19 protein-coding genes are annotated in these 21,081 nt (G+C 65.8%); 9 read left to right on the top strand and 10 right to left on the bottom strand.

What is annotated here, in order from left to right; translation table 11 throughout:
* Positions 1-25: 25 nt before the first annotated feature.
* From ACTIFK_RS14375 to ACTIFK_RS14355, 5 genes are read left to right on the top strand one after another with little or no spacing between them, the layout of a single operon-like run.
* Positions 26-808 (top strand): glucose-1-phosphate cytidylyltransferase, encoded by a 783-nt coding sequence (locus ACTIFK_RS14375; protein ID WP_439543766.1) that lies wholly within the window; start codon positions 26-28, stop codon positions 806-808.
* 1 nt (position 809) lies between these two features.
* Positions 810-1,889 (top strand): CDP-glucose 4,6-dehydratase, encoded by a 1,080-nt coding sequence (gene rfbG, locus ACTIFK_RS14370; protein ID WP_439543765.1) that lies wholly within the window; start codon positions 810-812, stop codon positions 1,887-1,889.
* Positions 1,882-3,141, top strand: coding sequence for a methyltransferase domain-containing protein (locus tag ACTIFK_RS14365; RefSeq protein WP_439543764.1), 1,260 nt, complete (start codon positions 1,882-1,884; stop codon positions 3,139-3,141). The genes rfbG and ACTIFK_RS14365 overlap by 8 nt, the downstream gene beginning before the upstream one ends.
* Positions 3,138-3,713, top strand: a complete 576-nt coding sequence (rfbC, locus tag ACTIFK_RS14360) for a dTDP-4-dehydrorhamnose 3,5-epimerase (protein ID WP_439543763.1) — start codon at positions 3,138-3,140, stop codon at positions 3,711-3,713. The genes ACTIFK_RS14365 and rfbC overlap by 4 nt, the downstream gene beginning before the upstream one ends.
* Complete coding sequence (locus ACTIFK_RS14355) at positions 3,706-4,527, top strand: NAD-dependent epimerase/dehydratase family protein (RefSeq protein WP_439543762.1); 822 nt, start codon at positions 3,706-3,708, stop codon at positions 4,525-4,527. The genes rfbC and ACTIFK_RS14355 overlap by 8 nt, the downstream gene beginning before the upstream one ends.
* A 50-nt stretch (positions 4,528-4,577) precedes the next feature.
* Here the strand turns inward: ACTIFK_RS14355 and ACTIFK_RS14350 are convergent, their stop codons facing one another.
* From ACTIFK_RS14350 to ACTIFK_RS14335, 4 genes are all read right to left on the bottom strand, one after another.
* On the bottom strand, positions 4,578-5,006 hold the full coding sequence (locus ACTIFK_RS14350; protein ID WP_439543761.1) for a DUF1178 family protein: 429 nt from the start codon (positions 5,004-5,006) through the stop codon (positions 4,578-4,580).
* Positions 5,003-5,878 (bottom strand): carbon-nitrogen hydrolase family protein, encoded by an 876-nt coding sequence (locus ACTIFK_RS14345; protein WP_439543760.1) that lies wholly within the window; start codon positions 5,876-5,878, stop codon positions 5,003-5,005. Before ACTIFK_RS14345 ends, ACTIFK_RS14350 begins: the two co-directional genes overlap by 4 nt.
* 13 nt (positions 5,879-5,891) lie before the next feature.
* Positions 5,892-6,155: a glutaredoxin 3 gene (grxC, locus tag ACTIFK_RS14340; protein ID WP_439543759.1), complete on the bottom strand. Its 264-nt coding sequence runs from the start codon at positions 6,153-6,155 to the stop codon at positions 5,892-5,894.
* Between the two features lie 129 nt (positions 6,156-6,284).
* The gene (locus ACTIFK_RS14335; RefSeq protein ID WP_439543758.1) at positions 6,285-7,097 is read right to left on the bottom strand and encodes a ComF family protein; all 813 of its coding nucleotides are present in this window, start codon (positions 7,095-7,097) and stop codon (positions 6,285-6,287) included.
* A 120-nt stretch (positions 7,098-7,217) separates the two neighbouring features.
* Between ACTIFK_RS14335 and ACTIFK_RS14330 the strand changes: the two genes are divergently transcribed.
* Positions 7,218-8,108: a methyltransferase domain-containing protein gene (locus ACTIFK_RS14330; RefSeq protein ID WP_439543757.1), complete on the top strand. Its 891-nt coding sequence runs from the start codon at positions 7,218-7,220 to the stop codon at positions 8,106-8,108.
* Between the two features lie 97 nt (positions 8,109-8,205).
* Here ACTIFK_RS14330 and ACTIFK_RS14325 read toward each other — a convergent pair whose 3' ends face one another.
* Positions 8,206-8,721: a GNAT family N-acetyltransferase gene (locus ACTIFK_RS14325; protein ID WP_439543756.1), complete on the bottom strand. Its 516-nt coding sequence runs from the start codon at positions 8,719-8,721 to the stop codon at positions 8,206-8,208.
* Between the two features lie 108 nt (positions 8,722-8,829).
* Positions 8,830-9,237, bottom strand: coding sequence for an 8-oxo-dGTP diphosphatase MutT (mutT, locus tag ACTIFK_RS14320; protein WP_439543755.1), 408 nt, complete (start codon positions 9,235-9,237; stop codon positions 8,830-8,832).
* A gap of 83 nt (positions 9,238-9,320) precedes the next feature.
* On the opposite strand from mutT, the gene ACTIFK_RS14315 reads away from it, so the two are divergent.
* Together ACTIFK_RS14315 and ACTIFK_RS14310 are read left to right on the top strand one after the other, a co-directional pair.
* Positions 9,321-10,298 carry a beta-ketoacyl-ACP synthase III gene (locus tag ACTIFK_RS14315; RefSeq protein WP_439543754.1) on the top strand — a complete coding sequence of 326 codons (978 nt, stop codon included), beginning with the start codon at positions 9,321-9,323 and terminating at the stop codon, positions 10,296-10,298.
* Between the two features lie 65 nt (positions 10,299-10,363).
* Positions 10,364-10,909 (top strand): methyltransferase family protein, encoded by a 546-nt coding sequence (locus ACTIFK_RS14310; RefSeq protein ID WP_439543753.1) that lies wholly within the window; start codon positions 10,364-10,366, stop codon positions 10,907-10,909.
* A 36-nt stretch (positions 10,910-10,945) separates the two neighbouring features.
* Here ACTIFK_RS14310 and ACTIFK_RS14305 read toward each other — a convergent pair whose 3' ends face one another.
* The 3 genes from ACTIFK_RS14305 to ACTIFK_RS14295 all read right to left on the bottom strand — a co-directional run bounded on the left by ACTIFK_RS14305 (position 10,946) and on the right by ACTIFK_RS14295 (position 18,770).
* Complete coding sequence (locus ACTIFK_RS14305; RefSeq protein ID WP_439543752.1) at positions 10,946-13,384, bottom strand: transglycosylase domain-containing protein; 2,439 nt, start codon at positions 13,382-13,384, stop codon at positions 10,946-10,948.
* 688 nt (positions 13,385-14,072) lie between these two features.
* Positions 14,073-17,471, bottom strand: a complete 3,399-nt coding sequence (locus ACTIFK_RS14300; protein WP_439543751.1) for a helicase HerA-like domain-containing protein — start codon at positions 17,469-17,471, stop codon at positions 14,073-14,075.
* Between the two features lie 138 nt (positions 17,472-17,609).
* On the bottom strand, positions 17,610-18,770 hold the full coding sequence (locus ACTIFK_RS14295) for a hypothetical protein (RefSeq protein WP_439543750.1): 1,161 nt from the start codon (positions 18,768-18,770) through the stop codon (positions 17,610-17,612).
* A 423-nt stretch (positions 18,771-19,193) separates the two neighbouring features.
* Between ACTIFK_RS14295 and ACTIFK_RS14290 the strand changes: the two genes are divergently transcribed.
* Complete coding sequence (locus tag ACTIFK_RS14290; RefSeq protein WP_439543749.1) at positions 19,194-19,880, top strand: CAP domain-containing protein; 687 nt, start codon at positions 19,194-19,196, stop codon at positions 19,878-19,880.
* 72 nt (positions 19,881-19,952) lie between these two features.
* On the opposite strand, the gene ACTIFK_RS14285 is transcribed toward ACTIFK_RS14290, so the two are convergent.
* The gene (locus tag ACTIFK_RS14285) at positions 19,953-21,077 is read right to left on the bottom strand and encodes an esterase-like activity of phytase family protein (protein WP_439543748.1); all 1,125 of its coding nucleotides are present in this window, start codon (positions 21,075-21,077) and stop codon (positions 19,953-19,955) included.
* Positions 21,078-21,081 lie beyond the last annotated feature (4 nt).

Below are 21,081 nucleotides of genomic sequence, written 5' to 3'. Positions count from 1 at the left end.
CGCATCGTTTGGGGGCAAAGCAGCCATGGAAGCACTCATTCTTTGCGGCGGTCTCGGCACGCGCCTGCGTGAAGAGACGGAATTCAAGCCGAAGCCCATGGTGGAAGTCGGCGGACGGCCGATCCTCTGGCACATCATGATGCATTACCGCCATCACGGCGTCGGGCGCTTCGTGCTCTGCCTCGGCTACAAGGGCGACGCGATCCGTGACTACTTCGTCAACTATCACCAGCGCTCGCACGACCTCGAGATCGATATCCGGACCGGCGGCATCTACACCCGCAGCGCCACGAACTCGGACCGGCTCGATGCCCGCGTCGTGCTCGCCGAAACCGGCGCCGAAAGTCTCACCGGCTTGCGCATCCTGAAAGCGCTGCCGCACATCGAGGGCGACACCTTCCTGGCCACCTACGGCGACGCGGTCGCCGACGTCGACATCGACGGCCTGATCGCCACCCACAAGCGCATGGGCCGGCTGGCGACGGTGACGGCCGTGCATCCCTCGTCGCGCTTCGGTGAGCTTGCCATCGACGACGGCATGATCACGAGCTTCGCGGAGAAGCCGCAGGTCACGCAGGGCTGGATCAACGGCGGCTACTTCGTGTTCAATCGCAAGGCCTTCGACATGCTCGATCCCGCACTCAACGAGCCTCTCGAAACCGGCCTGCTCGAACGGCTCGCCAAAATGGGCGAACTCGCCGTGCACCAGCATGGCGGCTTCTGGCAGTGCATGGACACCTTCCGCGAGATGCAGCTCCTCAACGACATGTGGTCGTCCGGCTCGGCTCCGTGGCGCGTGTGGAACTAGCATGACTGCGGCTGCCGGCTTGTCGCGCACTTTCTGGTCAGGGCGGCGCGTCTTCGTTACTGGGCATACGGGGTTCAAGGGCGGCTGGCTAATGGGCCTGCTGCACCGCCTTGGCGCGGATGCGCAGGGCTACGCGCTCGCGCCACCGTCCGGGCCGTGCGTATTCACGGCCGCGGACGTGCCGCGGTTCGGCGGCTCGACCTTCGGAGACATTCGCGACGGGCCCCGCCTGCAAGCCGCCATGGCCGAGGCCGCGCCCGAGATCGTGCTGCACCTCGCGGCGCAAGCGCTTGTCAGGCCCGCGCGCGCCGACCCCATCGAGACCTTCTCCACCAACGTCGTCGGCACAGCGCAGGTGCTCGAAGCCGTGCGCACATCACCAAGTGTGACGGCGTGCGTGGTGGTGACGAGCGACAAGGTCTACGACAACGTCGAATGGCCGTGGGCTTACCGCGAAACCGACCGGCTGGGCGGGAAAGAACCCTATGGCGCCAGCAAGGCGTGCACGGAGCTGGTCGTCGAATCCTATCGCTCGTCGTACTTTTCAGGCGACGGCCACAACGGGCTCCTGGCCTCGGCGCGGGCCGGCAATGTCATCGGCGGCGGCGATTGGGCCGAAGACCGCCTGATCCCGGACGCGGTGCGGGCCTTCTCGGCCGGTCAACCGCTGACGATCCGCAATCCCTCCTCCGTGCGGCCCTGGCAGCACGTGCTCGAGCCGTTGTCGGGCTACTTGCGGCTGGCCGAGGCGCTGGCGACGGGCGTGTCTCTCGCTCCGCCGTTCGCCTACAATTTCGGGCCCGTGGCCGACGATGCCGTGCCCGTGCGCGTGATTGTCGACGAGATTACGGCCCGCTGGGCAGACGGCGCGAGCTGGGGCCACGATGCCCGCTTCCAGCCCTACGAGGCACGGCTTCTCGAGGTCGACAGCGCCAAGGCCCGAACGCTGCTCGGCTGGCAGCCGCGCTGGCGGCTGCATCAGGCGCTCGACCGCACCATCGACTGGTACAAGGCCTTCTATGCGAGCCACGACATGCACGATTTCACGCTGCGGCAAATCGATGAGTATCTCCATGGCTGATGTCACGCGCACTCTGCCCTGCCGCGCCTGCGGCACGCCGCTCACGCATGTGTTCGTCGATCTCGGCATGTCGCCGGTGTCCAACGCCATGCGAAAGCCCTCCGAAGCGCACGAGGCCGAAGCCTTCTATCCCCTGCGCACGTTCGTGTGCGAGAGCTGCAAGCTGGTCCAGATCGACGACGTGCAGCCGGCGGAAGCGCATTTCCACGGCTCCTACACCTACTTCTCGTCCTATTCGTCGTCGTGGCTCGAGCATGCGCGCCGCTACGCGGAGATGATGACGGCGCGGTTCGGGCTTTCCGCATCGTCGAAGGTGATCGAGGTCGCCAGCAACGACGGCTACCTGCTGCAGTACTTCAAGGCACAGGGAATCCCCGTGCTCGGCATCGATCCGGCGGCCAATTGCGCCGAGGTGGCCGAACGGGAGCGCGGCGTGCCGACGCTCGTGCGCTTTTTCGGCGTCGAGACGGCGCGCGAAGTTGCCGCCCAGGACGACGGGAGCGGCCAGGCCGATGTGATTGCCGGCAACAACGTGCTCGCGCATGTGCCCGACCTCAACGACTTCGTCGGCGGCTTGAAGGTGCTGCTCAAGGCGGGTGGCGTCATCACCATCGAATTCCCGCATCTCTTAGGGCTGATCGAAGGCAAGTATTTCGACACCATCTATCACGAGCACTATTCGTACCTGTCGCTGCTCGCCGTCGAGCGGCTGTTCGCGAAGCATTCGTTGGCCGTATTCGACGTCGAAGGCTTGCCGACGCATGGCGGCAGCCTGCGCATTTTTGCGGGCCATGCGGGCAGCACGCCCGACGCATCCGAGCGGCTCGGCGCGTGGCGCGCCAAGGAGGCCACCGCGGGGCTCGACGGGCTGGATATCTACACCGCCTTCGCCGCCGAAGTACGCCACGCCAAGCGGGCGCTGCTCGGCCAGCTCATCGCGCTCAAGGAGCAGGGCGCGAGCATCGTCGCGTATGGCGCGGCCGCAAAAGGCAACACGCTGCTCAACTACTGCGGCATTCGCGGCGACTTCATCGACTACGCCGTCGACTCGAGCCCGCACAAGCAAGGGCTGCTGCTGCCCGGCACCGCGATCCCCGTGCACGCGCCGGACCGCATTTTCGAGACCAAGCCCGACTACGTTCTGATCCTGCCCTGGAACCTCAAGGACGAGATCATGGAGAAAGCGGCCGGCATCCGCGCCTGGGGCGGGCGCTTCATCGTGCCGCTGCCGAACCCGCACATCCTGCCATGATCTTCGAGGCGACACCGCTTGCGGGCGCCTTCGTGCTCGATCCCGCGCCGATCGCCGACAGCCGGGGGTTCTTTGCGCGGCTGTTCTGCGCCGCGACCTTCACCGCACGCGGTCTCAATCCGCACTTCGACCAGATCAGCATGTCTCAGAACGTGCGCGCCGGGACGATCCGCGGCTTTCACCTGCAGCGGCCACCGGCCGCCGAGTGCAAGCTCATCCGCGTGACGGCCGGCGCCATCTACGATGTGATCGTGGACGTGCGGGCGGGTTCCGCAACCTACGGCCAATGGTTCGGCGTGGAGCTTTCAGCCGCCAATCGCCGGCTGATCTACGTACCGGAGGGCTTCGCGCATGGATTTCAGACGCTCGCGCCCGAGACCGAAGTGACCTATCACATCACTCACCCGCTCTCGCCCGAGCACGCGACCGGGCTTCCCTTCGACGATCCCGATCTCGCGGTGGCGTGGCCCATTCAGGCGTCGATCGTCATCTCGGATCGCGACCGCGCGTGGCCACCGTTCCGCGAGTTCGGACCCGTCGAGATCCCGCCCGTCGAGATCGCGCATGGCTGATCCGGCGCAGCCGCAAGCGACGGTCTTCGGCGCCAACGGCTTCGTGGGCCGCGCGCTCGTGCAGCACCTCGAGGAACTGGGCTACGCCGTCCGCTCCGTGACGCGCGGGGATGCGTCCTGGCAGGATGCGGATCTCGGGCAGGCTTTCTATACGGTCGGTCTCACGGCCGACTTCCGCTCGCGTCCATTCGAGACCATCGACGCGCATGTGAGCCTACTGACGCGCATTCTGCGCGGTGCGCGGTTCCGGTCGTTTGTCTATCTCTCCTCGACGCGCGTTTACGCGACGACGGGCACGACGGACGAAAGGACGGCGATCCCGGTCTCACCCAGCAATCCGGACCATCTCTACAACATCTCAAAACTGATGGGCGAGTCCGCCTGCCTCGGCTCCGGGCTCGCCAACGTGCGGGTGGCGCGGCTCTCGAATGTGTTCGGCCGCGACCTTGCGTCCGAGAATTTCCTGACATCCGTGCTGCGCGAGGCGGCGACAGAGAAGCGTGTCTCGCTTCGCACCAGCCTTGCATCCGAGAAGGATTACGTCTGGGTGGGCGACGTGGTCCGGGCGCTGGAAGCAATCGCCGTCCGCGGGAGAGACCCGATCACCAATGTCGCCTTCGGCCGCAACATCACGCACGGCGAGATCATGGACGCCTTGCGTGCGTCGATGGGCGTGGAGATCCGCGTCGCGCCGGGCTCACCAAACGTTGCCTTTCCGGAGATCGCGACCGGCAGACTGGACAAGCTCGGGACGGACCCGCGCACGTCGCTGCTCTCGATGCTCGACGATCTCGCGGCGTGCTTCCGGAGCTGAGCTGCGAGCAAGCTCCGGCGCGGCGCGTCTAAGCTCCGCGCGGCGCGCCGTCAGTTCATATCGTCGGGGACGCGCGGGATCGGCAGGAACGGGACGCCGTCCTCAGCCAGGCTCTTGACCTCTTCCGAGGACGCTTCGCCATAGATGCCGCGCGACGGGCTTTCATTGAAATGGATCTTGCGCGCTTCTTCCGCGAACCGGCCGCCGACATATTCGGCCTTGCCCTGGATTTCATCGCGCACCTTGCGCGCCATGCGCCGGAGCTCGTCCGGCGGGATCTTCGACGCGTAGGTGTGGGCCGGCTCGGCCGCAACGCGCTTCGCCACCGCCGGCGCCATGATCGCCTTGTCGATGGCGTGGCTGCCGCAGTGCGGGCACGCAACCTGGCTCCCGGCCGACTGCGCCTCGTAGGCCGCGCCGCTCTGAAACCACCCCTCGAATTCGTGGCCTTCGCCACACACGAGGCTGAACTTGATCATGACGCGATCTCCTCGGCGGCATTCCGCTCCGCCGGTGCGATTTCGAATGATCGATCGTGCCGTAGAGACGGCACTCGGGACCGGACATCCCCGATCAATGACAAATCTACGTCCGCCAAGATGACTGAGGGGTGAACACCCCCCTCGGCCAGAACCTGGCCCCACGGCGAGACAATCAGGCTGTGTCCGAAGGTCTCGCGGCCGTGTTCGTGCTGGCCGCCCTGGGCGGCCGCAAACACATAGCATTGGGCTTCGATGGCGCGGGCGCGGAGCAGCGTGACCCAGTGGGCTTCCCCGGTGACGCGCGTAAAGGCCGCCGGAACCGCTAAGAACGAGGCGCCGGCCTTGGCCAGCGCCCGGTAGAGGTGGGGGAAGCGCAGATCATAGCAGATCGAGAGCCCAAGCCCGCCCCAGGGCAACGGCGCGACGACCGCCTTGGAGCCCGGTTCATAGTTGGCGCTTTCGCGGTAGACCTCACCATTCGGCAGATCGACATCGAACATATGTATTTTGTCATAGCGGGCGACGACATCGCCGGCGGGCGAGATGATGAAGGCGCGGTTGGCGAGCTTTTGATCGGTCACCTTGATCACCAGCGACCCGATGTGGAGCCAGACCGACAACTCGCGCGCTAGTTCGCGAAAGTGCTGCAGCGCTGCGTTGGTGCTTTCGGGCTCAGCGGCGGCGAACAGGCGCTCGCGGTCGAGCTCCATCAGATTCGTCACCTCAGGCGTCTGAATGTAGTCCGCGCCACCGCTCGCCGCTTCGCGGATCAGCGCGGTGGCGTCGCGAACGTTGCGCGAGAGGTCTCGGCCCGAGCACATCTGGACGAGGCCGACCCGAAACGACGTCGGAGAAACTGGCGAGGACATGACTTTTTGGGCTCTATTGGCTCGTGCTCAGCAGGGGATCGAGCTTGCCGCTGCGGTCCAGGCACATCAGGTCGTCACAACCGCCTACGTGGCGCTCATCGATCCAGATCTGCGGAACGGTGTTGCGGCCGCCGGCCTTGTCGCGCATTTCCGCCCGCAGCCCGGCCTGTCCGGTAACGTCAACCTCCTCAAAAGCCACGCATTTCGAGCGCAGCAGCTCCTTTGCCATGTGGCAATAGGGGCAGAGGCTGGAGGTGTAGATGGTAACTTTGGCCATGTCCTTCAGAGTTCCTCGGCGGCCAGCGCGATCCCGTGTTCAAGATCTAGCCCCTTGGGGCGCGATCGCAAAGTGTAGACAGGCACCATTTCACACGGATTTGAGGCCATTTTCCAGCCCGTGCGGCGCTTAGGCCGGGATCACGCCCCGATCGGCCACGATGGCCAGGGCGAGGACATCCACCTGCGCGGCGCCGACCCGGCTCAAGGCGCGCGCGCAGGCGGCCACCGTCGAACCGGTTGTGACGACGTCGTCGATCAGGAGCACGCGGCGGCCCCGGACGGCCTCGGCGCGGCGCTTGGGGACGGCAAAAGCGCCCGCGACGTTGCGTTGGCGCTCGCCGCGCGACAGCCCGATCTGGCTGGTGGTCGCCCGCGTCCGCTCCAGCACCATCGGCTCGTAGCGAAGTCCCGACACGCGCGCGACCTCGCGCGCCAGGATGGCCGCCTGGTTGAAGCGGCGCATCAGGAGCCGGGTGCGCGCCAGCGGCACCGGCACGACGATTTCGCACTCCGCCAACAGCTCGCGGCCGGCGTCCACGAGCCACCGGCCGAGCAGACGACGGACGTCGTGGCGGTCCTGGAACTTCAAGCCGTGGACGAGCTGCTGCATCGAGCCGGTGTAAGCCGCGACCGCACGGGCCCGGTGATAGGGCGGCGGGTCGGCCGCGGCGGCGGCCGATATCATCGGCCCGCCGATGTCGAAGGGCAGCGGCAGCCCGAGGCGATCGCAGAGCGGGGGCCGAATGAAGTCGATCTGGCGCCAGCAGGCGGCGCACAGGGCGTCATGCGTCTCGATCCGCGTCCGGCAGACAAGGCACACCGGCGGCATGACAACGTCCGACAAAACCGTAACCGCGCGGCGGAAGAGACTTTCCCGCACGGCGCTCCGCTGCTCTCTCTGCGTATCTGCGGCGCCATCCTCGCGGCTCGTGTCCGACACGCTCTCTCCCCGACGCGCCCATCCTTCGCGTTCGCCATTCGCCGCAGGCGTGGCGCGGCCTCTGGCGTCCGATAGAGTGATAGCATAGCCCTTGTCACGCAACGAACCGTCCGCAGCCGAATGACAGAGCCGCACCGCATTTTCGACAGCGCCCTTCTGGCCGCGCGGCGCAACCGCGCCGCCGGGCAAGCCAGTGCGCATGACTTCCTGCTCGAGCGCGTCGCAACCGACCTCGCCGAACGGCTCGCGATCGTGCGCCGCGATTTCCCGGTCGCGCTCGACGCCGGCAGCCACCATGGCGTGCTCGGGCGGCGGATCGCAGCGATCCCCAGCGTCGGCCGGCTGGTGTCGTTCGATCCGGCTCTCAAGCTGCTCGAGGCTGCGCCTGCGCCGAGAGTGGCCGGGTCGTTCGAGGCGTTGCCGTTTGCCGAGCACTCGCTCGATCTCTGCGTGTCCGGGCTTTCGCTGCACCTGGTGGACGATCTCCCCGGCGCGCTGATCCAGATCCGCCACGCCCTGAAGCCGGACGGCCTGCTGCTCGCGGCGCTGCTCGGCGGGCAGACCTTGCGCGAGCTGCGCGAAGCCTGGCTGGCGGCCGAGGACGAAGTGCTCGGCGGGGCCTCGCCGCGGGTCGCGCCGTTCGCCGACGTGCGCGATCTCGGCAGCCTGCTGCAGCGGGCGGGCTTTGCGCTGCCCGTGGTCGACGCCGATATCGTGACCGTCACTTATGCCGATCCGCTGGCGCTGATGCGCGACATCAAGGGCATGGGGGCCTCCAACATGCTTGCCGACCGGCGACGGGTGCCCGTGACGCGCGGGCTGCTGCTGCGGGCCGCCGAGATCTATGCCGACCGGTTCGCCATCGACGGGACGGGACGCGTGCCGGCCACGTTCGAAATTCTCACGCTGACGGCCTGGGCGCCGCATGCGAGTCAGCCCAAGCCGCTTCGTCCCGGCTCGGCACAGTCGCGTCTGGCGGATGCGCTCGGCGTACCGGAGCGAAAGCTCTAGAGTCTTTCCGGTTTTGGTTGAATCGCGGAAAGACTCTAGCCCTTTGTTTTTTCGTGCTTCTTATCGGAAAACCGGTTCCCACTTTTCCGGAAGCACTCTAAGCGGCGATCTTGCGGACCATGAAGCGCGCGTCTGCGTCATAGGTGAGAAGCTTCTCGGCCAGCGCTGGCTCGGCCACGACCTCGAAGCCGAAGCGGCTCCAGAACGGAACCGAGTTGTTGACCGCGACGAGCGACAGGTTCGGCACGCCGGTCTCCCCGGCATGCGCGATCACGGCCTCGACAATCGCGGAGCCCGCGCCGCTGCCGCGCGCTTCCGGCGCCATCGCGATGTCGTGGATATAGTACGTGCTCGAGTGCACCGGGATTTCGCCCAGCATGACGTTGAGCGCGGGAGGCTCTGCGTAGCGCCAGGGATGGGTGACGGCATAGGCCGCGGGCACTCCTTCGCTGTCGAACACTGCGCAACCGGCCGGATAGAGACGCTGACGTTCGGCGAAGACGGCGTCGTCCTCCGGATAGCTGACATGCACGCGATCGGCGATCGCGCAGACGGCTTGCAAGTCCGCGCCGGTCATCGGCCGCCACACACCCTTCGCCAGCTCAACGCGCATCCTCGGTTCCTCGCGGTCAGTCCGCCACATCTGGGACGTGAGAGTGCGCAACCCCGCATGCCCGGGTCAAGAGAGAGAGGACGCGTTCCATCGATGGAACGCATTCGATCAGCCGAGAAGGTCACGCAGCCAGGGGACGAGCGGCGCATCGGCTGGCGGCATGGGATAATCGGCAAGGCGTTTGGCGCGGACCCAGGCGATCTCCTGGCCCTCTTGCGGCTCCACCTCGCCTTCCCAGCTGCGGCACAAAAACAACGGCATCAGAAGGTGGAATTCACGATAGGAGTGGCTCGCGAAGGTAAACGGGGCCAGGCACGTCTCGCAGACTTCGATGCCCAGCTCCTCCTTCAGCTCGCGCCGCAGGGCCTCTTCCGGCGTCTCGCCGGCATCGACCTTTCCGCCCGGAAACTCCCAGAGCCCGGCCAGCGATTTGCCTTCCGGCCGCTTCGACAGGAGCACGCGGTTGTCCCGATCGACGAGCGCCGCGGCAACGACAAGCAGGGTCGGCTTCGTCATCGGATGAATTGGACCTTGTGCGGGGAAGACGCGTGCTTGTAGGAGAGACAGGCTGACAGGAGAAACTTGCTGATTGGAGAGACGTGGGAACGGCACTTCTAGCGCTCGGACATTATGTGCCGGAGCGGCGCGTGACAAATGCCGAAATCGAGGCGCGGCTCGGCAAGGAAACGGGCTGGGGCGAGCAGCGCACGGGCATTCGCGAGCGCCGGTTCGCCGCCGCCGATGAATCGCTATCCGACCTTGCCGTCAAGGCGGGAGAGATGGCCCTGGCGAACTCAGCGATCGATCGTTCGTCGATCGGCGCGGTGCTACTCGCGACCTCGACGCCCGATCACCTGCTGCCGCCGACCGCACCGCTGGTCGCGCACCGGCTCGGCACGCAGGGCGCCGGCGCCATCGACATGGCGGGCGCGTGCGGCGGGTTTCTCTATGCGCTTACGTTTGCCGACAGCTTCGTGCGCCAGCACCGGGTTCCCGTGCTCGTGATCGCGGCCAACATTCTGTCGCGGCGCTTAAACCTCGACGATCCGACCAGTGCGATCCTGTTCGGCGACGCGGCGGGCGCGGCCTTGCTTATTCCCTCCGAAATACCCACATCGGGCGTGCGTGGTTTGCATCTCGCGTCGGACGGATCGATGTACGACCTGATCCAAATTCCCGCGGGCGGCAGCCGTCTTCCTTTTACCGAAGGACTCGATCCTGCGGCGCTGCTCATGCAGATCCAGGATGGCAAGGCCGTGTTCACGCGAGCGGTCAAGCTGATGAGCGATGCGGCGCGCAAAGCCTTGGCCCACGCGCGCCTGTCTATCGACGACATCGACTACTTCGTGCCGCATCAGGCCAACGGACGCATCATCGCGGCGGCGCAGCGGCAGCTTGGCGTGCCGGACCGTAAAATGCTGTCGTCCGTTGCGCTCTATGCCAACAGCTCCGCGGCGACGATCCCGCTCACGCTGTCGCTCGCGGCGGAGCGGCAGGCCTTCACGGCGGGCCAGCGGCTGTTGCTATCCGCCGCAGGGGCCGGCCTCACGGGCGGCGCCGTTATATTTGAGATCTAGAGCGTTTCGGTCTCCACTTCGTCCGAAAATGCTCAAGCGCAGACACAGACCAACGGATGACTTTCATGCTCCCCACCCTCGCGATCACACTCAACCTCCTGTTTCTCGCGCTCGGCGCCTGGGCGTCGCTCAAGCATTTCGCGCGCAAGGAGCGCGAGCCTCGCGGTGCGAGCCTGCTTACCGTCGCAACCGTGCTCGGGACGGCTCTCAATGCGTGGCTCACACTTCGCCATGCCCTGCCGACCGAGCCCGAATCCCTGCTGGCCATCAGCCTCGTGCTGATCGCATTTGCCGTATTCGCAGCGGCGATCCGCGCAACACGTCTCGGCGGCCTCTCGCTCGCGTTCAGCGAGCGCACGCCGAGCGCCGTCATCGATACCGGCATCTACCGTGTGATCCGGCATCCGTTTTACACATCCTACATTCTCTACTGGCTGAACTGGCTGCCGCTGTCGTCGTTCAACCCGCTGTCCTGCGTGGTGGCCGCGGTCATGATCACGGCCTACACTTTTGCCGCCCGCAAAGAAGAGCGGCTGCTGACCTCGCGTCTCGGCACGCCCTACTCCGGACTGATGCAGCGGACGTGGCGCTTCCTGCCCGGCGTGCACTAAGCGGCCACGGCGTGCGTTTCCGCTGGCCCGATTCGATCACTGAAGCCGGGCGGCGTTGGTCGCCAGAGCCGGGCGCGCCGTTTGAGGCGCGAGATGCGGCTTCGGATTCTGCCGGGCATGGCCTTCGAGATCGGCCAGCAGGATTTCGAGCAACGGCGCGGCGACATCGGCGGCGTGCACCTTGGTCGCCCACGGCTGCTGGCCGGAGCCCGTGCCCACGAGAACGACATACGAATAGGCCGCGCCATTGGCGAACTGCAGTCCGCCCGTCGCCCAGACGTCGACGGTCGCGTTCGGGTCGGCCGTGACCTGCGTGCCGGTCTTGGCAAAATGCAAGTTCAGACCCGGCCGCCGCGACGCACACCACGACGACAGGGATTTCAAAGTTCCGACAGACGCGCCGCCCGCCGTATAGCAGAGCGGGGCCGACAGCAGCGCGCGCAGCAGCGGCACGGCGCGGCGCTGGATGAGACGGTTCGGAATGATCGGCGCGCGGACGTCGAAGCCGGCTACCGGTTTCTCCTCCACATCGGTGAAATCGTAGCGCTTGATGAGCGTGGGCTCGCGCACGGGCGTCGCGCCACGGCCAAGCAGCGACGCCAGGATCACCGCCGACATGTGGTGCACCTTGCGCGGCGCGCCCGAAATCTGCCCGAGCACAACCGCGGTCGACGGCGGCGTGTCGCCGCCCGACGCATCGCGCGGCGGCATCGTGAAGCCGAATCCGTCGATCAGACGGCGCACGCGCTGCTGGCCCGCGAGCGCGGTGCGGTTCAGGAGCGGCGCATTGAGCGAACAGGCGAAGGCCACGATGGCGCGGCGGCCGTATCGGCCGTTTCCCTTCGCGCACGTTTCGAGCCCGCGATCCGGCGCGGCCGTATCGACGTACAGCGACGCCGTGCTGTCGCGGCCGCTGTTTGCAATGGCGATGGCGGCGAGCATCTTGCCGGTGGATGCGATCATGCGCGGATCGCGGGTGGGATCGTAGAGGCCGGTCTCCGGGCTGCGGGCGACGGTTGCGCCGAAGTAGGGCGCCGTCTCGCCACTCTCATAGTAGCGCACGATGGCGCCTGTCGCGTCGGCGGCGACGACGGTCACCGTCGGCATCTTCCGTCCCGGCCCCTCGCGCGCGGGATCGAGCACGTAGCCGGGCAAAAGCTTCGGCTGAATGGCCACGTCGATTTTCGCGAGTGCGGACCGGATCTTCTCGTGAAACGCGAGGTTGGGCGCGGCGTCGAAGGTCGTTGTGACGCCACGAACATGATCACGCCAGGCGAAGCCATAAACCTCCTTCATCTCCTCGCGCAGTCCGAAGCGCGCTGACGGCATCAGGGCGTTCGCGCGCGCCACCGGGTTTGCGACGGCACGCTTCGCCTCTTCGGGCGCATAGGCGTCGAGCGCCGCCTGCAGCTTGGGCTTCACTTTGGGGTCGGGCGGTCCACCCGCCATGGCGATCAGCTCGAACAGGACTTGCTTCTTCGTTTCCTCGTCGGTGATGAGCGCCTCCGCGCAGACGCGCGCGCGCACTTCGACGATGAACCGCCACCGGTCGAGGCGGACCTCGTTCAGACGGGCGTCGCCTTGCAAAAGGATGATCGGCTTGTTGACGGCGGAGGCGAGCACGAACTGCTCGGCCATGGACAGCTCGCTCGAGTCCTTGCCGAACACGACGCGGCTCGTGAGCTCGACCCCATGCAGCGGAGCGCCGCCCGTGCGTTGCGCCAGCCACAGGTGGTTCGCGGCCCATCGCTTGAGGGGTGCGTCGTCACCGCCGCGGGTCAGCTCGCGATAGACGACCGGCGCGAGCCACCACTCGGCGAGCTTGCGGCGTAGCTTCGTCACGGCGCCTTCGTCAGCATGCGGCGGTGTGTTGTAGATCACGCGTACGAGCTGCATCGGAAGGGTGGATCCGCCGACGCCGAGGCTCGGACGTTTGCGCGCGAGCGAGCGCAGGAGAGACGAATAGGGGATCTTCAGGACGCCGGGCAGATCGATGCCGAACGGATTGCGCCATGTGCCGACATAGCGATCCTCGTGATGGACGAGGCATTGCCAGTAGTAAGGCGGCACATCGCGGACGGGGATGGATTTGTGGTCGGGGTTGGCCGTGTAGCCGCCGACGTCGATCGCCGCGTCGGTGTAATTGACGTCACGCAGGCTATCGAGCCGGGCATCGAAGGTGCCGACGAAATTTCCCGGGGCGTCATAGATGGCGGTCGCAAGCCAGCGCTCGGCGTCGTAGCGGAGCTTTTCACCCAGAACAACCTGTCCGGCGATGCCTCGCAGGGGCGCGACCACATAAACGAGGGTGACGGCGAACGCGACGTAGATCGCGGCGGCGACGGCGAGATGGCGGAACGGCCCGAGGCGGGGATTGAACGCGATCCACTCGCCGAAAAGGCTCACGATCCGCATGGGGATGCTGATCAAAAGCTCGCGCACGCGGGCGACAAGGCGAAATAGAAACAGCATCATGCGACAGAAATCGGAGCGCCCAGCGGGCTGGCTGGCGATGGTGCCGTCGTAGCGGAGGTTTATGGCGGAAGGTCGGGCAAAACGCGGCGGGCGCCAAAGAGACGGCCGGAAAATGGCGAAATCGCCTGACGCCGGTAAGTCTGACGGGTTGCCCGATTGGCGTCGGAAAAAAACGCCTACGGCCGTCCCACGTCTTTGAGATCCCGGCTCAATTCATCCGTATCGTGACCGCTTAGCGGCCGGCATTACATCGTGTTGAGAAGCATAAACAGACCAACGCCGACGGCCGGGCCCAATAAGGTGGCCACAACGAGCATCAAAAATGATCGACCAAGCATAACACTACATACCCCGCACACAACTCGCCCACCTTTGAAGCCGCCCACTCTTCGCCGGTGCATTCCAGTGCTTCGCGAGGACCCCTCACCCGCGAAACAAGGAGATAATACAACAAGAGAATATTTCCTTCATTGGGTTTTCCAAATTTGGCCACAATCTTGTTTCGCAGCGCCGAGGGGTTTTATGTTGCGCTGCGATTTGAATTTGAGAACGATTTTTTTTGAAGATTTTTCATATGCTTTGCGCGAACGCGCTCAACGCATCCGTCAACCGATTTTCGGCTCACGCAACGCCCGTCGCGGCGAAACATTTGAGATTTGTGGCATTTTTGCCACGCAAGTTATCCCTGTCAGGATTTCCGAGCCGTGGATAACCGCAGGGCATCGAAGAGGCGAAGCTGGCGCTCGTCCTGCCCCTTCGTTTCGTGCGCGAGCTGCTCGATGCGGTCGAACGGCACCTGCTCCGCCTCGATGAGCGAACGCTGCGCCTTCATCGACCGGACCAGGCCTTCCTGGACGAGATGGAATTCGCCGACCGTCTGGCCGGGAAGCACGGCGGCCGGGTCGAGGCCGCTTTCGCTCTGGAAGGCCGCCTTGAGCTTGCGCAGCGCCGTGTCTTCGCGGACGCGGCCGATGAACCAGCTCGTGATCTGATCGCGGCTCTTGTAGTCGAGGTCGCCCGGCGACTGGGTCGCGAGCATGAGGCCCAGACCGGCGGAGCGCGCCCGCTTCAGCAGGCTCTGCAGCGGCTCGGCGGTCGCCGGCTTGGCGTTCGCGGGAATGTAAAGATCGGCCTCGTCGAACATGACGACGGCCTGCAGCTCCTCGTTCGGATTGCGCTGGCAGAAGCGCAGCGCTTCGGACAGGAACTGCGAGACCCAGAACAGGATGTTCTCGTTGTCGCCCAGGAAGCCCGTGTAAATGATCGAAAGCCGCGTGCGGCCGTCGCGGGCGTAGGGCCCGAGGCCGAGCAGGCTTTCCATGCGCAGGCTTTCGCCACCGCCCTCGAAGAGCGCCGAGTTGCGATGCCGGAGGCTGTCGAGCTGGGCGACGAGATCGCGCCGGATGCGTCCCGACGGGTCCATGCGCTGCGTCAGGTCGGTGAGCTCAGCGTCTTCGTCCTCGAGCAAGTTGATGAGGTCGCCCAGCGTCACTTCACGGCTGTGGCGGGAGCCCAGAATGCGAAGCGCCACCGAGAGCGTGCCCGACTGCTTCTGGTGCGTGGCCGAGTTCTTGAGATGCAGCATGTCGCCGAGGGCGGCTGCCGACAGGTTGGCCAGCAGCTGCTGCTCGTGCTCCGGAAGCTCGTTGATGCCGTTCGGCAGAAGCGTGATCGAGATCGGGCGACCTGACGAACGGCCGGGCGTGTAAACGGCAACGTCGATCGCGTCGGCCAGCTTTTCGCGCTCGCCGCGGCGCTCGCCGAACTCGTCGTCGTTGGCGCGCCAGACATCCGGGTTGGCGTAGGAGCAAAGGTCGCCCTTGCGGTCGATCAGAACGGCCGGGATGCCCTTGAGCAGAAGCTGCTCGATGAGACACAGGGCGAGCGTCGTCTTACCGGAGCCCGATCCGCCGAGCACTGCGGCATGGCGCTTCAGCACGTTCATGTTGAGCGTGATCGGCTTGCTGCCGCGCCCGCCGGTCTCGCGGCCGGCGAAGATGCTCGTTCCGTTGGAGCCGGTTTCGTCGAGGATGACCGACAGCGGCAACTCGTCGTCGTTGGCGGGCAGCGGTTCGTCGGACTCGCCGTTGAGCGACCACGGCGGGGGAAGAAGCGCGTTGTTCTCGCGGCGCACAGCCGGTGGCGCGGCGGCAGACGGCGCGGCAATCTCAGCGAAGGGCTCGGGCTCGCGAACTGTGCGCGGCAGCGTGCGGCCCAGCAGATCGAGGCGCAGGATGTTGATGATCGGGATGATGTTCGAGAGCAGCTTGGCGTCCTCGAACCAGGCCTGGAAGCCGGGGTCGTTGCGATAGTGCGCATGGAACTCGCGCACGGTCATCATCCGCTCCCACTCGGGGATCGGGATGGTGAAAAGGCGGCCGCCGCCCTCGCGGAATTTGCGGAAGGCCTGCGCGGTCTGGTTCTTCTTGTTCGGCGGATAGTCGCTGGCGCGCAGCATCATGCAGCTCTTGCCGGCGATCATCGGCATGACTTTGTCGAGCTGGCGCTTCAAGCCGCCGCCCTGCGTCGGGCGATTGCACAGGAACACGCGCAGCTCGCTCATGTGGCCGGACTTGTGATTGATGCGGACGTCGACGCCCGGCACCTCGTCGGAGATTTCGAGACGGCCGACAGTGAGCTTGATCGCGCCACCCCACTCGTCGCGGGCCAGCGACAGCGCGGACGTCAGCACGTCCATCAACTCGTTCTCGTCGGACGGAATTTCGGCTTCCGACGCGCTCTGGAAGCGCTCCCAGGCGTCGCGATAGTCGACGGTCGGCGACAGCGGGCGCGCGGCGTTGTCGCTGTTCGTGTCGGCGTTGCCGAAGATGCCGCCCAGTACGGACGCCAGCGTCGACGTCCAGTTGCCCTGTTCGGCTGGCTCTTCATCGGATTGCGGCGAGGTCTTGTCGCGCAGGCGGCTTTGCGCGTGCTCGAGAAGACGCCGCGTCGACAATCCGCCGAACTCTTCGAAGAATTCGGGGCCGAAGTATTGCGCCGGATCGGGGAAGCCCAGACCGTCACCCTGGTCGGCCAGATGCTCCAGGCGCTTGGCGATGATGAGGCGGGCTTCCTCGGGCGTGCGCGTCTCGAGGAGCGGCACGGGTCCCGACTTCTCGATACGGTCGACATAGGACTGCGCGAGGACGCCGCGCACCTGCCCGTAGAAGTCTTCCAGCACCGAAATGATGATGATCGCATTCGGGAGCCGGTTGGCGATCTGAATCAGATCGCGCGCCGCTTTCTGGAAGCGGTCTTCGGCGTCGTCGAAGAAGCGCAGGTCTTCGACCTGGTCGATGGAGAACACGAACGCCGCGCGCTCGACGGTCCACATCAGCGTGCCCAGCGCGGTGATGATCTCGAAGGCGCGATCTTCGCCGGTGTTGGGGTCGAGCGCAGCAACAGCCTGATGGGCGAGCGGCGTCAATTGGCGCGCGAACAGGTATTGGCGCACGCGCTGGTCGATGCGCGGGTCCTTGCGCTCCAGATAGAGCAAGGCGCGGACGATGTTGATGTCGAGTTCGAGCTCGCGGAACTTGGCGCTGGCCACGATCTCGTCGGCGAGCCTCAGCACAAGCGCGGCAAGCGCTTCGTCCGACAGCGATCCTTCGCGGAGCTCTTCGAGCTGCTTAGCGGACAACACCTCGGAATCGGTCACGAGACGCGCGGTCAGCCGCGCCAGGCCCGTCTCACCGTCGTGGTCGGGATGGTAGGGCTTTTCCAGCGAATGGACGATGCGGCGGAGATAGTAGTCGGCGTAGTTCGACACGTCGGGCGTCATCTGCGCGTAGCCGAAATAGGCCCGGCCTTCGCGATGCGCGGTCGTGCGGAGGGCGCGGAGAAGATGCGTTTTGCCGGCACCGGACTGGCCATGAAACAAAAGGATGCGCGACTGCGTGGCGGCGCCCTGGCGGGTGCCGGTCGTGATCTCGCGCAGGAGATCATTGAATTTGCGGCGCGCCTTCGCATGCACGGCAGGCACATCGACGGGATCGGCCCGCCAGATGTCGTCCTCCCAGGTGATGCTGTGCTCAAAAGCCTGGGACAGCTTATCCGATGCCCCGGCTTCGACGACGTCCTGCTGCATGCGTCAACGGTCTCCAACGCGAATCGTAACGGCCGGCCACAATCTCTCCGACTAAGGAATGAATCGCGGAAAAATCCTAGGGCCTTGAATAGATGTGCTTCCTACAGAAGAAAAAAACGGCTCCCTTGAACGGGAGTCCTAGTCTTCGACCCGAACGAAATGCCAAACGGTATTCTTGTAAGGAACGGCCGAGCTCTCGAGGTCCTTGATGGACTTCTTGTCCTTGAGGTCGGCGTTGGCCAGAACAACGGCGCCAAGACGGTGCGCCTCGGCCAGCATGCATTTAAATTCGATCTCGGAGACCTGCCAGGATGGCTCGGTCGTCCGAATCGCATCCCATACGTGCGAGATAAACGCCTTCCGGCTGCCTGGCCAGCCCTCGGCGCGCGCCGCGGCCGCGGCCTTTACGGCGGTGGCGAACTGCCCAAGATCCGGGCGATAGGCTTTTGGCTGAGCTTTGGCCGGTGCGGCGTCGTTTGCGGCCGCCGCCATCGCTGGGGCGGGCTCGCTGACCCGAACCGGCATTGCCGAACGCTCGTCCGGGTTCGGCAGCTCGGCCGATCCCGCTTCGAGAGCGCGGGCGCCGAGGCTGCGCAGCACGCCGGTGCGCAGACCTTCGAGCGTGGCGTCGCGCGCGCCGGCATTTTCGGCGGCGAGTTCCGCGATCAGCTTGGCGTCGGTCGCGAACGCGCGCGGGTTTTGCGACAGCTGGCCCGCGAGCAGGCGTCCGGCCTTGGCGGAGAGCGACGACCCCTTGCCGAAGCCGGCCTTGATGCGGTTGCCGAAAGCGCGCTCCAGCGCCAGCACGGCGAGCTGAGCGCGCAGCTTCGTCGGTGGGGCGTTCTTCTTGACCGACAGGCCGAAGGCCTTCTGGACGATCATGGTGCGCAGGCCGTCGATGCGCGCCAGCTGCTTCTGCCGCGCCGGCGTTTCCTTTTCGAGACCCAGGCCCTTGGCAATCAGGCCGATGTCGCGGAGTTCGTCCCATGACGTCTGTTCGAGCGTCTTGAGGCCCAGGTAACGGGCCGCGGCGCGGAGGCCGGTCTCCGTCGGCGCGAGGCGGGTCTTGTCCTCGAGGGCGAGGCTGTTGGCGACGATCTGGCCGATCTCTTTTTCCGCGAGGCGGCGCCAGTCGGCGGGCGAAAGCTTGTGCGAGAACAAGGGGGCGAGGTCGGCGATGACCTCGGCGCGGGTCGCGCCGCCGGTCGCGCACACACGCACCAGGATCAGGTGGCCGACGGCCGTCGCGCGTCCACGACGGGACGCGGCCATAGAGGCACCGCTGCTGAGCGCCGACATTTTCGCACGCCTCCTTCTCGGTGGGCCTTTGAGAGGGGGAAAGCCAGACGCACGAATCACCGGCTCGATTCAGACACTTTGCGGGAGAGTGCTTGGACTTCCAAGAGTCTCTCGGACCACGCCGCGCGCTATTTTGCCGAGTTGCAGATGCTTAAGCTGGCCGCACGTTAACCTTCGACCGCGGGGCCATACAACACCCGCGTTTTGACGCCGGCGCGCCGTATTCGCGACACGTTCATTGGCAACATAAGACTTGGGTTCAGGGGCACGTACCGTTCGGGCATCGCTCGTCAAATAACGCCGGGCACCGTTCCGATCCGTTCCCGCCTCCTGGGGGTCTCCCCGTTAGTCTTAACGCCGGGTTAACTGGTTACTGCGATGGTCGCTCTCAGAACCGCGCGTCCACCTGCGGGAGTTACGGGAATGTATCGCGTCGCCCTTCGAATTCTCCTCACCGCCACCGTCGGCGTGGGCCTCTCAGCCTGCAGCCTCAATACGGGTGGCATTTCCTCCGGATTCAACGATCTCGGCTCGACGGCCTCCATCGATCCCATGAGCGGGTCGCGGGAGTCGACCTCGACCGGCTCCATCGAGCCTGCACCTCGCGCCGCGGCGAAGGGCACGCAGGTCGCCGCCTTCTCGCCCGACAAGGCGCCATCTGGAACCTACGAAAAGGCGCCTGCCGGCGCGCTCGCCGATCGCGACTATTCGTCGACCAGTCTCGATCCCGCGATGGCGCGCGACATGATCAATCAATACCGCCACGAGAACGGGCTCAAGCCGCTGCGGCTCAACGAGACGCTCTCGGAGGCCGCCAAAGGGCACAGCCGCGATCTCGCGAAGTGGGACCGCATCTCGCACTACGGCTCGGACGGCTCCAATCCCTGGGACCGCGTGAAGCGCACCGGCTACAAGCCGCGCCTGGCAGCTGAGAACGTCGGCACGGGCCAGGTTTCGTTCAAGGAAGTGCTCAGGGGCTGGAAGGAAAGCCCGGGCCACAACAAGAACCTCCTGCTCGCGGATGCGAGCGAGATGGGCCTCGCCCTCGTGCAGGATCCCAAGACCGAGTTCAAATCGTTCTGGACGCTCGTCATCGGCTCGCCGATGTAGGCCGGCTGGCAGGCCGCTTCTCTACGCAATCTCTCATGACTTAAGCCGATTGGCTTTGGGCGCGCGTCAGCATCAGCGCTTGATCGCCGCGTCCGGAGCGTTGCTTGCCGCGTTGGCTTCGGGCTCGTCCGTGAGGGCGAACTGCAGCAGCACCGTGCGTTGCAGGAAGCGGTTGAAGTTGTCGTCCGAGATGAGCGTGAGAATGGTTTCACCGGCTGCGTTTTCGCTGACGGCGAGCCCTTCGAGGTTGTCGATCTCCTGAGCAGTGTCGGCCTCAAGGAGAACGTCGCCAGTGGCAATTGCGCCGGGTTTGATTGCGTCGGCCGGGATCAGGCGCAGGCGGACGCGCAGGCCCTCCAGCCACCGGAAGCGGCGCTCGACCAGCAGCACCCTGCCATCGGGCAAGCTCGCCGCGTCGGTGATGCTGAACCCGCCGAGGCCGGCCACGGTGAAGCCGCGCGGCTCGCCACCGATCCAGATCCAACCGCGATGCTGCGTCTCGCCGCGCAATGGATTTTCAGCGAAAGCAACGAGCGCACCCTGGCGCGGTCCACCGGCGAGCACGGTCAGGCTTTCGATGCCGTCCATGCGCATGCGCGCCGCTTCCTTCGGCATCGCGAGATAGGATTTCGGCCGCGAAAGACCCTTTTCCGAGAGGGAAAACACCCCGATGCGGTCGTGCTGCTCGAAGGCGATATAGGCCGTGCCTTTGGTGGGCGATCCGCTGGCGATGGCGATCGCCTCGGCATCGCGGTCGCGCTGGCGGGTCAGCGGCTTGCCCTTGATCGTTTGAAGGGCGCCGATGCGCGCCGAGCGCAGGCCCTGAAGGCGCTCGCCGTCATAGGCGACGCGTGCCGTCATCCAGAGCCCCGAGTCGGAGACGGCCACCAGATCCGCGCCATCGCGCGACAGCGCCAGGCCGGACCAGCCGCCAAAATTCTTGGACGGCGACGTCAGCACGAGACCGCCGCGCCACGCGAGACGGGCGTTGACGAACGGCGTGCCGTTTTTCGAAAAGTTTACGATCCGGTGGGCGTTGACCTCGATCGGCTGGGTCGCGAGGCTGGCCGTTTCGGGCTTCCACTGGGCCGCCGCCGGCAACGCGGAGAACATCGCTCCGGCGCCGAGCAAGCTTGCGGCAGCCGCGCACACGCGTCGTGTGCACCGACCTGCGAACACCGGCGAAAGTCGGTTCATCAGC

The organism is Hyphomicrobium sp. (assembly GCF_051860585.1).
Classification (GTDB): domain Bacteria; phylum Pseudomonadota; class Alphaproteobacteria; order Rhizobiales; family Hyphomicrobiaceae; genus Hyphomicrobium_C.
This window is presented reverse-complemented; position numbering and strand designations above follow the sequence as displayed.

Bases quoted from the DNA above. Each gene is read 5' to 3' on its own strand.
- ACTIFK_RS14375 (WP_439543766.1), top strand. From the start codon at position 26: ATGGAAGCACTCATTCTTTGCGGCGGTCTCGGCACGCGCCTGCGTGAA.
- rfbG (WP_439543765.1), top strand. From the start codon at position 810: ATGACTGCGGCTGCCGGCTTGTCGCGCACTTTCTGGTCAGGGCGGCGC.
- ACTIFK_RS14365 (WP_439543764.1), top strand. From the start codon at position 1,882: ATGGCTGATGTCACGCGCACTCTGCCCTGCCGCGCCTGCGGCACGCCG.
- rfbC (WP_439543763.1), top strand. From the start codon at position 3,138: ATGATCTTCGAGGCGACACCGCTTGCGGGCGCCTTCGTGCTCGATCCC.
- ACTIFK_RS14355 (WP_439543762.1), top strand. From the start codon at position 3,706: ATGGCTGATCCGGCGCAGCCGCAAGCGACGGTCTTCGGCGCCAACGGC.
- ACTIFK_RS14350 (WP_439543761.1), bottom strand. From the start codon at position 5,006: ATGATCAAGTTCAGCCTCGTGTGTGGCGAAGGCCACGAATTCGAGGGG.
- ACTIFK_RS14345 (WP_439543760.1), bottom strand. From the start codon at position 5,878: ATGTCCTCGCCAGTTTCTCCGACGTCGTTTCGGGTCGGCCTCGTCCAG.
- grxC (WP_439543759.1), bottom strand. From the start codon at position 6,155: ATGGCCAAAGTTACCATCTACACCTCCAGCCTCTGCCCCTATTGCCAC.
- ACTIFK_RS14330 (WP_439543757.1), top strand. From the start codon at position 7,218: ATGACAGAGCCGCACCGCATTTTCGACAGCGCCCTTCTGGCCGCGCGG.
- ACTIFK_RS14325 (WP_439543756.1), bottom strand. From the start codon at position 8,721: ATGCGCGTTGAGCTGGCGAAGGGTGTGTGGCGGCCGATGACCGGCGCG.
- mutT (WP_439543755.1), bottom strand. From the start codon at position 9,237: ATGACGAAGCCGACCCTGCTTGTCGTTGCCGCGGCGCTCGTCGATCGG.
- ACTIFK_RS14310 (WP_439543753.1), top strand. From the start codon at position 10,364: ATGCTCCCCACCCTCGCGATCACACTCAACCTCCTGTTTCTCGCGCTC.
- ACTIFK_RS14305 (WP_439543752.1), bottom strand. From the start codon at position 13,384: ATGATGCTGTTTCTATTTCGCCTTGTCGCCCGCGTGCGCGAGCTTTTG.
- ACTIFK_RS14300 (WP_439543751.1), bottom strand. From the start codon at position 17,471: ATGCAGCAGGACGTCGTCGAAGCCGGGGCATCGGATAAGCTGTCCCAG.
- ACTIFK_RS14295 (WP_439543750.1), bottom strand. From the start codon at position 18,770: ATGTCGGCGCTCAGCAGCGGTGCCTCTATGGCCGCGTCCCGTCGTGGA.
- ACTIFK_RS14290 (WP_439543749.1), top strand. From the start codon at position 19,194: ATGTATCGCGTCGCCCTTCGAATTCTCCTCACCGCCACCGTCGGCGTG.
- ACTIFK_RS14285 (WP_439543748.1), bottom strand. From the start codon at position 21,077: ATGAACCGACTTTCGCCGGTGTTCGCAGGTCGGTGCACACGACGCGTG.